Annotated in this window: 7 protein-coding genes; 4 read left to right on the top strand and 3 right to left on the bottom strand. The window is 46.1% G+C overall.

Features of this window, described 5'->3' with window-relative positions; translation table 11 throughout:
• Nucleotides 1-55 precede the first annotated feature (55 nt).
• Nucleotides 56-913, bottom strand: a complete 858-nt coding sequence (locus H7T88_RS14760) for a hypothetical protein (protein WP_221789045.1) — start codon at nucleotides 911-913, stop codon at nucleotides 56-58.
• 166 nt (nucleotides 914-1,079) lie between these two features.
• The gene (locus H7T88_RS14755) at nucleotides 1,080-3,071 is read right to left on the bottom strand and encodes a sensor domain-containing diguanylate cyclase (protein WP_221789044.1); all 1,992 of its coding nucleotides are present in this window, start codon (nucleotides 3,069-3,071) and stop codon (nucleotides 1,080-1,082) included.
• 464 nt (nucleotides 3,072-3,535) lie between these two features.
• Here H7T88_RS14755 and rpsD point away from each other — a divergent pair, with 464 nt between their 5' ends.
• From rpsD to H7T88_RS14740, 3 genes are all read left to right on the top strand, one after another.
• Nucleotides 3,536-4,135 carry a 30S ribosomal protein S4 gene (gene rpsD, locus H7T88_RS14750; protein WP_154888288.1) on the top strand — a complete coding sequence of 200 codons (600 nt, stop codon included), beginning with the start codon at nucleotides 3,536-3,538 and terminating at the stop codon, nucleotides 4,133-4,135.
• Nucleotides 4,136-4,303: 168 nt separating this feature from the next.
• Entirely contained in the window at nucleotides 4,304-6,409 is a 2,106-nt protein-coding gene (locus H7T88_RS14745; protein ID WP_221789042.1) for a methyl-accepting chemotaxis protein, read from the top strand.
• A 247-nt stretch (nucleotides 6,410-6,656) separates the two neighbouring features.
• Nucleotides 6,657-9,761 carry a transglycosylase domain-containing protein gene (locus H7T88_RS14740; protein WP_221789040.1) on the top strand — a complete coding sequence of 1,035 codons (3,105 nt, stop codon included), beginning with the start codon at nucleotides 6,657-6,659 and terminating at the stop codon, nucleotides 9,759-9,761.
• Nucleotides 9,762-9,888: 127 nt separating this feature from the next.
• Here H7T88_RS14740 and acsA read toward each other — a convergent pair whose 3' ends face one another.
• On the bottom strand, nucleotides 9,889-11,613 hold the full coding sequence (gene acsA / locus H7T88_RS14735) for an acetate--CoA ligase (protein ID WP_221789038.1): 1,725 nt from the start codon (nucleotides 11,611-11,613) through the stop codon (nucleotides 9,889-9,891).
• A 269-nt stretch (nucleotides 11,614-11,882) separates the two neighbouring features.
• Here acsA and H7T88_RS14730 point away from each other — a divergent pair, with 269 nt between their 5' ends.
• Complete coding sequence (locus H7T88_RS14730) at nucleotides 11,883-12,515, top strand: GNAT family N-acetyltransferase (protein WP_145331936.1); 633 nt, start codon at nucleotides 11,883-11,885, stop codon at nucleotides 12,513-12,515.
• The last annotated feature ends 52 nt before the right edge of the window (nucleotides 12,516-12,567 follow it).

The following is a 12,567-nucleotide window of genomic DNA, read 5'->3' as shown; positions in this document are numbered from 1 at the left end:
GTTACTATTGTAGCACGCACCAGACATCCCGTCAGCAGGCAGTCACAGGTTTTATTTATTGATATGATTTAAAGTTCACATCGGTTACCAGTGCTTCTACATTGCTTCGGCTACTGTTATCCGTGTATTTCACCTGACTCTCAGAGGAAAGGCGCATTGGTAAGCTGGTTTTGCGATCAACCGTCAGATGATAGACCGTATGCACCTCAGCCTTTTGAATCAACTTCTGCATCGTGTCCTCACCCTGCTGCCATACCTTTTGCAATTCCTGCTCAAGTTTCTGCTTACTCGCACCTTTCACTTGACTCGCCTTGTGCATGTACTCTGCCCGAATGGAATTCATCTCATCTGTCAGTTGGTCTGTAGCCCAGGTTTTGGCGTCCTCTGGCGCAAGCTCAATCCGCAATATGCGTGTTTGGCGCCCCGAACCATATTCGGACTGAATCGTTTTCTTCATACGATCGATCTTTTCTAATTGCGCAATGGGGTTAAAACGGGATAAGGAGCCACGTAATGGTTCATGCTGCGCTGTTAAAGCATTCCATTGTCCTTTTTTACGTTGAAAAGAGGCACTGAATCCGCTCGGTTGGCCATTATTTTTCACCGCATTCAAACTTACTCCTGAATCCGCTGCAGTCACGGCACCTGGTAATCGGGTCTGCAATGTCAGCCGGTCATGGTCTTCCAGCTTGCCTTCAAATTTAAATTGATTTTCAAACATTCCACTGTTTTCTCGTCTCAATCCAGCCTGTCCTTCAAACGTCAACGTCTCTTTCCCCGCTATGCCGGATAATGCCAGAGAAAATATTTCTTCAGGCGTCCGATCATGCTGGAGCATCCCGCACCCCGGAACAATGGCTAGCACAAGGCAAAGGATTAGCGATAAAGAAAACGTAGACTGGCGGTTCAACATGTCTATTCCACCTTTCAGTCATTTTCTCCATAGATTGCCCTCACAATATGTGCTTATACTTCCTTACTATGCGACCAGACAAACCACATGGACTTTGATCCACATACCGGTCCCATAAAAAAACAAAAAAAGGAGAGAAACGACTCCGCAACCGGAATGTTCTCTCTCATCGTATACCTTCCTGTTCCTCTATGACAATTCGATTCCGGCCCCCGTTCTTTGCGCTGTACAGCGCCATATCTGCACGGTAAAACAGGGACTCTACACTTACTTTCTCATCCATCCAGTTCCATTCAGCAATGCCACTTGACACCGTAACAGACGGTCTCGTCTCGGCCTCAACTCGGGTACGGATTCGTTCCGCATACACAAGCGCTTGCTGAATTCCGATCTGAGGCATGTAGATAGCCAGCTCTTCACCGCCCCACCTTGCGCAAATATCCTCGGCTCGAACCGAACTTGTAACAATATCACTGACTTGTTTTAATACTTGATCCCCGGTTTGATGCCCAAAGGTATCATTCACCTGTTTGAACTGATCGATATCCACGACAACCAATGAGCCGCAGTAATCATGAGCCTGACGTTCGTGAATAATATTGTCCAGGTAATGCCTTACGTACAGTCCGGTCAACATGTCCAGATTGGCCAACCGGCGCACCTCAGCATGCAGGGTAGCATTGGTTAAAGCAAGGCCCAGATGAATCGATAACATTTGTAGCAACCTGTAGTTCTCATAGGAGAAAAAATGTTCCCGCACATGGGCAAGCAAAATAGCACTCTTCACCTGTCCATCCACGCGAATTGGTGCTGCAATCAGAGACATCGCGCCTGTTAATTCCATGAAACTGGAAGTCACCTTATCAAACTGCGTATAGTCAGATATGATTAATGGCTCTTCAGTCTGATACATGTAACCCGCAATACCAGAATCCATAGGATACGTTCTCTGCCGAATCTCTTTTACATTGGTCGCCATCACCTCAAACCTGTTCGTACTGTCATTCAATTGCAAAATGCAGCAATAGTCGGCCTGAAAGATATTTTTAAATTCTTGCTCGGAAAACTGATAGATTTCCATCAATTGCAGGCTTTTGTTAAGGCGCTGTGTCAAATCATTGATTACACGAAGTTCCTGAATCAACATATGGGATTGCTCATGAAGTTTTGCATTTTCGAACGCTGTCCCTGCTGTATCCGCCATCATCGCAATCAGTTGCAAATCGGAGTCTTCCATCAATTCCTCGTTCATTTCGATATGAAACACTCCGTATATGCCCTGTTTGCCTTTGAGCGGCAAGCCCACCTCAATGATTCGTTTGTCCAACTCATCAGACCGGGAGACAATCAGTCTGCCCTCCATAAATGAGCGAACACAGATATCTTCTCCACGCTCCTGAATAAGGAGTGGCTTAATACGAGGATTAAAGCTTCTCTGGTCCTGAGACATATAGAGCATAATGTGTGTGGAAGGATAGAGGTAGTCCATACTGACAAATACTTCGTCCAATATCGCCCCGACATCCATTTTGTCATGCATACGCTGTACGATCTGAAAAAGAATGGATCTTCGGTGTTCCTCCCGAGCGGTTTGTTCATGTGAGTGCAACAAGTCCGTCATAAATATGTATTCAAATCTTCGGTAAAAGCAGGTGCGGTAATGCAATGCCTCAGATCGAACCACAGCTTCTGACGTTTCGGATCGGTGGGATTCAAAGACCAGCGCAACAAACACAGCAAATATATCTTTATTGATTCTTGAAAACAGAGGCTCGGCAATCAGCAGATACTCCCCATGTTTACTAATTCCGCGTCTAGATAACGTCTGTTCCTTTTCAGCACACTCCAAAACCATCGAACGTACATTGATATCCGAATCGGTAATCTGACCGGAGTCCTCTCCTATGCACTCTCCTTCCGTATTCCAAACACTGTATGCAGCAATTGGCCCACCTGGCACAGAATCTGTCTGGTTTGTCCAATCCGTGAAGGCTTGTCCTAACAAACTGCTTAAATATGAGAAGTCAAAAGGTGTGATATCCATTTTTTGCATCCACAACGCATGGTCATCATGAGATGGAAGCACTGTAAACGATGTGGAATCGCCCGCGCTTCGCAACTTCAGACTGGTAGGTAAACTTCTTAGATGTTCCAACATGTCAGGCGCTCCTTTGCACCGTTTTTGCATCTTGGGGGATGCATTAATCTGCATCAATTATCGCAAATCTGCAAAATATTAGCGAAAACCTTGATACATAAGATTGTTTAAAGTTAAGATACCATCTATTTTACTCTGTTTGAAGCTTTTTTGCACTCATATTTCAGAAAATTGTCCCATTATTTTAGGCCTAATGACCTATCGACAAATTTAGACGTTTTTCTGGCTTTATGTATTGCTTGACTTTACTCCTCTCAGAATGTAGAATAAATTGTTGATGAAGACTACTAATACGGTCTTTAAATTTGGGCATTACCGGTTGTGTCACCCTCATTCTTTTTGTTGCTTTCAGGACAGCGGCTGAACTTTCCTGATCGTTCTATGCGAGGCCAAGCCCGCATCAACAAATTGGAGCGCAAACAGAGCCCTATATGAACTTTAACTAAAAAGGAGCTACTTTAAACATGGCACGTTACACTGGTCCTAAATTTAAATTAAGCCGTCGCCTCGGCATTTCCCTGAGCGGAACAGGCAAAGAATTGAAACGCCCTTTCCCTCCAGGTCAGCACGGAGCTAACCAACGCAGAAAAATGAGCAACTACGGTATGCAGTTGCAAGAAAAACAAAAATTGCGCCACATGTACGGTTTGGGTGAAAAACAATTCCGCACATTGTTCTCCAAAGCGCAAAAAATGCAAGGTATTGCCGGTGAGAACTTCATGTTCTTGCTTGAGTGCCGCCTTGACAACCTCGTTTACCGTCTTGGCTTTGCTAACTCCCGCGCTGGAGCGCGTCAATTGGTAGCACACGGTCACGTAACTGTAAACGGCAAAAAAGTCGATATCGCTTCTTACCAAGTAAGCACTGGCGATGTAATCGGCTTGCGTGAAAGAAGCCGCGGTCTGACTTCCGTTAAGGAAGCTTTGGAAAACCGTTCGCATCTTCCAGCATACGTTGAATACAACGAAGCAGCTGTAGAAGGTAAATTCATCCGCTTGCCTGAGCGTGCTGAATTGTCCCAAGACATCGATGAAAAACAAATCGTCGAGTTCTACAACCGTTAATCGTTGCATCACAACAAAAAAGCAACTGTTCGAGATTTCCTCGGCAGTTGCTTTTTTGTTGTTTTTTTTCACTCCTTCCCCAGACCCTCTTCATTACTAGCCTCTACATAACGATAATATGTTTATCGAAACACGCACAAAATAGAAAGATAACTTAGGGGGCTACACATGTCATTTTTTCGAAATACCAAGCTTGCGGTAAAGCTAGGATTACTGCTCGGATTAGTGCTCCTCTGCTCGATCGGCGCATTAATTGCCTTTAACACCAAAGCCATATACGACAAAAGCCTACAATATGGTGAAGCTGTAGCCGAACACTCAGCAAGTGCAGCTACTAGCGAATTCATGACTTACATCAACCAGGTAAAAAATACGCTCGACAGTTTGAGTACAACCCTGCTGGACGCTTCAAAAAATGGGACGCTGAGCCGTCAAGATATCGTAAGGCTTTTGGAAGAATACTTGAAAAAGGACGAAAAGGTTTTTGGTTTTTATACCGGATGGGAGCCCAATGCCTTTGACGGCAAAGATGCAGAACATGTGAATAAGGATAAATACGATGATGAAACAGGCCGTTTTATCCCTTACGTTATCCGGGATGGAAGCTCCTTGCATTTTGAACCGCTCACTACTTATGAGGGAAACAGTGAAACCAGTAAATACTATCAACAGCCGAAGGCGACCAAAACCATCTATTGGTCCGAGCCCACTACGTACAAAGTTGCTGGTAAAGAGACCTTGCTCGTATCCATCGTTCTGCCTTTACTTGATGAGAACAATGCTTTTCTTGGCATCGTTGGGGCCGATTTTACGATTGAAGGTTTCCAGCAAAATATTGCATCTCTGAATCCAGACCAAGGCTATGCCATGCTGATTACAAGTGAAGGGCACGTTGCTGCGCACGGCTCAAGACCGGAACTGACCAAAGAGAATGCCGAGCTCTCTTCCAGTACCCAAGCACTTATTCAGCGGATCCAGTCGAATGATACAGGGTTCTACACTGCGGTTGACAATGGCAAACCAGAATTATTTATTGCCGAACCTGCCAAGCTTCAAGGCTCCGATTCTAGCTGGCATCTAGTATCTGCATTACCCAAAAGCGTGATACTCCAGCCTTTTTATGATAGCTTGAAATGGTCTGTACTCATCGCTATATTGGCGGTACTTCTACTGGCAAGTGTGGTCGCGTACACCATCATATCCATAGTAAAGCAATTGAACCGTGTAAATGTTGTCGCAGGACAACTCGCGCATGGTGATCTGACACAAAAGTTGCCTGTTAAATCGAAGGATGAATTTGGAGTCATGGCCATTCACATGAACAACATGATGAATACATTACGCCATACGATCTCTGTTATATCTGAACATGCCTTATCGGTCGGTTCAACTTCGCAACAATTAACCGCCGGGGCAGAGGATACAAGCAAAGCCGCCGAACAGATGGCACTTACCGGAATGGAAGTTGCAAACAAAGCGGAGAAGCAAGTTCAGGAGTTACTTCATTCCTCCCGCTCGATGAACGAAATATCCACGGGCATCGGAAGAATAGCTGAGGCTGCTGCCGAAGTAAGTAGTACATCAAAATCAGTGACGGAACGAACTTCATACGGAACAGACAAAATGCAGGCAGCTATCCATATGGTGGAGAGTGCAAACACTTCTGTCCAATCCTCCATGACTGCACTGGAGCAATTTAAAAAGCGCTCGGAAGAGATTGGTCATATAACGGGTATGATTACCGAAGTAAGCCGACAAACGAATCTTCTCGCCCTCAACGCTTCTATTGAAGCTTCGCGAGCGGGGGAACACGGACGCGGCTTTGGCGTTGTAGCTGCAGAGATTCGCAATTTAGCCGAGCAATCCAGACAATCGGCTGCTGACATTGCCGCGTTGATCCAATCCGTTCAACAAGAGATTTCGGCTATCGTTGAAAATATGGAAAAAGGAAGCACCGAGGTGACTCACATTGCCGATGTAATGAACGAGAGTGGTGAGCTATTCTCATCCATCTCATCACAGATCGCCGACGTGAATCAACAAATTGCACAAGTCTCCACCATTGCCAAACAGATGTCAGGTGAGTCCCGACAGGTCGATTCATCACTTGAGCAACTTAAAACGATTGGTCTTGAAACAGCAGCGCACGCAAGCCAGGTTGCCTCAGCTTCGGAGAAACAGCTTGCATCTATGGAGGAAATCACTGCTGCATCCGCTTCTTTGGCACACCTCACACAAGAACTGTTGGAACTTATCCAGCGTTTCAGAACCTAATGAGCCTAAGATACTATATTTTTCTTCAAACACTCTTTTCTATATAGACTTCAAGGCTGGCCTGCTTGCATGCAGTTCCAGCCTTTTTCCTTACTTTTGCAACTCATGAAATGCTGTTCGATATCACATGCTATATATCATAATCCATTCCAGATTGGCAAATTTCGACCATTACTTGTATTTCTCAGGCATGCAAACGGGTCTTTTTATGCTATAATTAGTGCTGTTAAAAGGAGGAAGACACTGAATGGTTGATGTTACTAAGAAAAAGCCTGAAGATCCGCCTGTACGCAAGCGTAGCTTTGCACGCAAACTAGGTAGCTTCGTTATGTGGATGGTTGTCCTTGGATTTATGGGCATACTATTCGTTGGCGGTGCTTTAATGGGTTACGTCAGTTCGATCGTCAAAGACGAACCTGTCCGGTCAAGGGCCCTGATTGAACAAAAAGTCAGCGAAAACTCCATCACAGGCTTTGCTTACTTTTCTGACGGCAGTCCGATTGGTCAACTTCGCACGGAAGAAGACAGACGTCCGGTCACCTTTGACCAGATCCCCAAAAAAGTTATTGATGCCGTGATCTCGATTGAAGACAATCATTTTTACGAACATAAAGGTGTAGACATGAGCGGAACACTGCGTGCCGTGAAACAAAAAGTGCTGAAAGAATCAGTACAAACGGGTGGCAGTACGCTTACGCAGCAATTGGCTAGACGTGTATTTCTGAATTTGGACCGTACGGAAGATCGTAAAGTAAAGGAAATTTTGCTTTCCCTTCGACTGGAACGTTTTCTAACCAAAGACGAGATTATGACCGCTTACCTGAACAAGGTGCCTTTCGGCAATGGTTCCAGCGGATACAACGTTTACGGAATCAAAGCAGCCGCCAAGGGATTGTTTAATATCAATGATCTCGAAAAAATAAATATAGCTCAGGCCGCTTATTTGGTTGGATTACCTCAGTCTCCCTCTTCCTACTCCGCCTTTAACGGTAAAGGCGATTTTGTAGAGGATAAATTTGATCGCGCAATCAATCGTCAAAAACTGGTTCTGCGCCGCATGCTGGAACTTGGCAAAATCACGCAATCGGAATACAACAATGCACTTGCCTTTGATATCAAAAGCTCGCTTGCTCCGAAAACCATTAAAGCCTATAACACTTATCCATACCTTATGATGGAAACGGAACGTCAAGCAGCACAGATTATCATGCAGCAGATGAATGCCGACAAAACTAAGGCAACAGGCAAAAGTACAGACGTCGAGGCATCGCAAAAGGAAAACAGTGCCCTGCTGGAAGAGGCTCAGTCACAGCTTCGCACAGGCGGATATCGCATCTATACAACAATTAACAAGAACATCTACAAAACGATGCGTACGATTGCCGAAGATAACAGCAACTTCTCAGCAGATGATCCTGTCAAGGGAAAAGAGCAGACTGCAGCGATGCTGATCAATCATAAAACAGGAGCAATCCTCGGTATGATTGAAGGCCGAAGCTTCCAGGATGAACAGATGAACTATGCGACTCAAATGATTCGTCAGCCCGGTTCTACGATGAAACCTATTGCGGCTTATCTGCCAGCTCTGGAGGAAGGTCTTATTCAACCGGCCTCCGTCATCGACGATGCGCCAATTATTTTGAAAGACGGCCCTAGCGGATACCATATCGCCAAGAATGCGAACAACCGTTACCAAGGTTTGGTAACCGCTCGTAGAGCATTGAACTACTCATTGAACATTCCGGCTCTGAAGCTTTTTAATGAGGAAGTTGGCATCGATAAAGCCTGGACTTTTGCGAAAAAGCTTGGCATTACAACGATCCAGAAGCAGGATTACCAGGCCCAGACCGGTGTTCTCGGCGGACTTCAATATGGTGTAACTGTGGAAGAACTAACAAATGCCTACGGTGCAATTGCTAACAAAGGGGTCTACAACGATTCTTATATGATCAGCAAAATTGTGGATTCCAAAGGCAATATTGTATACAAACACGAAAGCGAGCCTGTACAGGCATTTTCGGAACAGACGGCCTATCTTATGACGGACATGTTACGTACCGTTATAACAGAAGGTACAGCCGATAAAGTACGGGAAAACTACAAGTACAGATCAAGTGTGCCTATTGTCGGTAAAACAGGTTCAACCCAGAACTACGCCGATGTCTGGTTTGAGGGATATACACCAGATGTTACGCTCGGTGTGTGGGTTGGTTATAAACAGCCGATTAATACACTCGAAAACAAATCACAACGCAAACGTGCTCAGCAGCTTTGGGCCAAAATTATGAATGAAGTCGTCGAAACACAGAAGGATCTGTTTGTTACTAATTCATTCAAAAAACCTTCTGGTATTGAAACCAGAACGGTCTCAGCATACAGTGGCAAGCTACCAACATCCCTGACCGATAAATTTGTTACTGACATTTTCAATAGCAAATTTATTCCGAAGGACCGTGATGATGCTGTCGCTAAAGCGAAATATATTACCTACAACGGTGTAAATTACATTCCACGTGATGAAACACCTGCGGATATGTTGAAGGAAAAAACGGTTGTCAAGCGTAAGAAACCGATCTCCGATCTCATCAAAGAATTGCAAAATGCATTTAAACGGATGAGTCGTCATGAGTCGCTTGCATATTATCTGCCTGAGGATGCCGGTGCTGATCTGCCAACTGAGGTTGATCCACGCAAGGATAACGGCAAAGCTCCAGATGCACCTGGCAATGTCCGCATCTCCATCTCGGGAGAACGGGCATCCATCACATTCAATGCTACACCTGAAAGTGATGTTGTTGGGTATCGTCTCTATCGTTCAGTCGGTGGTGCCGGATTCCAGAATCAAGGCCAGGTTGTACTGACAGGTGAGTCCAGATCGTTCTCAGCTTACGCAACAGCTAGTGGCAACTTTGCATTCTATGTTACTGCCGTAGACGTTGCTGGCAAGGAATCTGCTCCAAGTGCGACGGTGAGCAGTGCAGGCGCTGGTGCGCCTGATACAGAAGTCAAAGAGCCTATTGAGGTACCTGGTACGGTGGTAACCCCTGGAGAAACCGTCAGTAACAACAATGCACCAACGGCGGCTCCAAGCACACCAGGCCAAGTGAGCGTATCAGCGCTCTCCCAAGGGCTTCGTATTCAGTGGGCACCGAACTCGGAAACGGACGGCGTGCAGAGCTACGCTGTCTTCTATAGCGAGACAGGTTCGGACCCCTTCACCAAGATTGGCACCACTTCAGGCACCAGTATGGTTTATGGTGTACCTTCATCAACGGGGGGTTGGTTCAAAGTATCTGCCAGCAACAGTGTAGGAGAGTCCGCATCCTCGGAAGCGATACACTATCAGCCTTAATACGGGTGGCAAACCCGTTGACAAACCAATATCGTAAACGAATGAAAAAGCCGCATGTCCAGTGTAAATACACTGACATGCGGCTTTGTTTATGTTCATGTCCTTTTTAATTCTACATGCTAGCTACTCAGTCCTCAATGGTGGATAAGTCACCTGTTGGCAGATCAAGTTCCCATGCCTTCAACACACGGCGCATAATCTTGCCTGAACGAGTCTTCGGCAGTCTTTCTTTGAATTCGATCTCACGCGGTGCAGCGTGAGCGGACAGGCCCTCTTTTACAAACCGATAGATTTCTTCCTTCAGTTCCGGCGTCGCCTCATACCCCTCACGAAGCGCGACAAACGCTTTAATGATCTCTCCGCGTGTCACATCGGGTTTACCGATCACGCCAGCCTCAGCAACCGCTGGGTGCTCTACCAGTTTACTTTCCACTTCAAATGGTCCAATGCGCTCACCTGAAGAGTTGATGACATCGTCGATGCGTCCCTGGAACCAGAAGTATCCGTCTTCGTCCATGTACGCTGAATCCCCGGATACATACCAGCCTGTCAGTCTGAAGTACTCCTCATACTTCGCTGGATTATTCCAGATTTTTGCCATCATCGACGGCCAAGGTGTGCGGATCGCCAGATTCCCCATACTGTATGGAGGGAGCTCTTGTCCACGATCATCGATAATAGCTGCTTCAACACCCGGTAAAGGACGTCCCATGGAACCTGGTTTAATCGGCATACCGGGGTAGTTACAGATTAACTGTGCTCCCGTCTCGGTCATCCACCATGTGTCATGAATTCGTTGACCGTACGCTTTCCACCCCCAACGTACGACCTCCGGATTCAGCGGTTCCCCTACCGACATGACATGACGCAAGCTACTTAAATCATGTTGGGCAATCGTCTCGTCCCCTGCGCCCATAAGCATACGGAACGCCGTAGGGGCACTGTACCATACACTTACTTTGTTTTTCTCGATTGTGCTATACCAGTCCTGCGGACTAAAACGTCCCCCACGAATCACATTTGTTACCCCGTTAAGCCAAGGGGCGAAAATGCCATACGACGTGCCTGTTACCCAACCTGGATCGGCTGTGCACCAATATATATCATCTTCTCGCAGGTCAAGTACAACTTTACCTGTATAATAATGCTGAATCATCGCATTCTGAACGTGGTACACACCCTTCGGTTTCCCTGTTGAACCCGAGGTGTAATGAATCAACAGTCCATCCTCACGCGTCAGCCATTCTACCTCCATATCATCTGAAGCCACAGACATCTCTGCATCAAAATCAATCAGTCCATCCTCAGACTGTGGGCCGCCACCAACAACAAAAATATGTTTCAGCTCTGGTAATTCGGAACGTTTGATCCGTCCCAGAAGCTCCGGCGTTGTCACAAGCGCTACCGCTCCGCTGTCCTCCAGCCGATCCTTCACCGCCGTTTCCATAAAGGCCTCGAATAAAGGACCCGCTACAGCGCCCACTTTCAAAATTCCCAGCAAACTGAAATACAGCTCAGGACTTCGTGGCATAAAAATAAAAACACGATCTCCTTTAGCTACGCCATATTTACGCAACACATTACCAAAACGACTCGACTGCTCGCTCAAATCTGCGAAAGTGTAAGCTTCCTCACGAGAAGCATCGCTGTAGAGCAAGGCTGTCTTCCCACCTCTGCCTTCCAGGACATGGCGATCAATCGCCTCATGTGCCATATTCACTTTGCCGCTGGCGTGCCACGTAAAGTGCCTTTCTACCGTTTCCCAATCGAACCGGCTTCTTGCTTCTGTATAATCACCCAGATTCGATTCAGACACCACCGTTTGCAGCATCTCATTATGTGCTTGACTCATGCTTGCCAGCCTCCTTCAACTCGACATTTCGATTCCCTTCAGGGTTCATTCGTATTGCCTTTGTGTTGACTGAACTTCCAGTTAGCGCTTACATTAGTAGAGAGAACTTCTCGTCATGTACTTGCCTGACCCAACCGATGCACTCAAACGGTGTTGAATTGTGAACATTTTTTGTCAACGCAATTATAGCAAATTGGATCAAACATCGTCTACGGCTTTTCATTTTTTTGGTTTTTTGCTATAAGTAGGGGGAGAGAGGGGTATGAACCATGGAGCATATCAAGAAGCATCATATACGTTCCATTTTCAAGTCCGACCACCGAATTACGGTTGAGGGGCCCGTGCCCGCTGAACAGATTATGGAATTGACGTTTCACTCCGATCTGGATGCCTTTCGGCGCCCAACAGAGCAACAAGAAGCCATTGCTGAGATTGCTGCCTTACCCGAAGGGCGAATTATAATTGCCCATGAGAATAATATCATCATCGGATACGTTACTTTTCACTACGCAGATGAGTGTGAACGCTGGTCCGAGGGCAACATGACAGACCTAATCGAGCTTGGAGCCATCGAAGTCGCAGACGAGTATCGCTCTCTTGGTGTAGGCCGTGAAATGCTCCTTACTGCGATGCAAGATACGTATATGGAGAACTACATTATCTTCACGACAGAGTATTACTGGCACTGGGACTTGAAAGGCAGCGGACTATCGGTATGGGATTATCGCAAAATGATGGAGCGGCTTATGCAAAACATTGATATGACCTGGTACGCGACAGATGATCCTGAAATCTGCTCCCATCCTGCGAATTGCCTTATGGTTCGGATCGGCAGTCAAGTACCCATGACCTCGGAGGAACAGTTTGACCGTGTCCGCTTTCGTCATCGGTTTATGTATTAAAGAAAAAGATAAAAGGTACGAATCGCGAATTGAATACATAAAAGAACCGCCT

The organism is Paenibacillus cucumis (ex Kampfer et al. 2016), assembly GCF_019748695.1.
Taxonomy (GTDB): Bacteria; Bacillota; Bacilli; order Paenibacillales; family Paenibacillaceae; genus Paenibacillus; species Paenibacillus polysaccharolyticus.
The sequence above is the reverse complement of the archived record's forward strand: the minus strand, read 5'-3'. Positions and strand labels throughout refer to the sequence as shown.